The organism is Psychrobacter proteolyticus, assembly GCF_038155145.1.
GTDB classification, from domain to species: Bacteria; Pseudomonadota; Gammaproteobacteria; order Pseudomonadales; family Moraxellaceae; genus Psychrobacter; species Psychrobacter proteolyticus_B.
In genome coordinates, this window is sequence record NZ_JBAKAY010000116.1 from 1 (window position 1) to 224 (window position 224).

The following is a 224-nucleotide window of genomic DNA, read 5'->3' on the forward strand; positions in this document are numbered from 1 at the left end:
CCAGTCGCGGATCGGCGCGCGGTGACTTTAGAAGTAGGAAGACAAAACTCAGGGCTAGGACTGGTTAATTTATTTACTATTTTCCCAGAAGCAGGCGGCATGATGCTGATTACGGCATTCAGGGGTGTATGGCATTTAGTGTCAGGACTGACACTTTCACAAATATGGGCACGGATCCCCTATGAATAAAAGCGCAATGAATAAACGCAAAGTGAATAAACGCA

The 224-nt window shown here is 46.0% G+C and carries 1 pseudogene; it reads left to right on the top strand.

The features are described 5' to 3' along the window. Positions 1-189 (top strand): annotated as a pseudogene (locus tag V6252_RS13200) (bile acid:sodium symporter family protein); the annotation flags it as partial. Between the last annotated feature and the right edge of the window lie 35 nt (positions 190-224).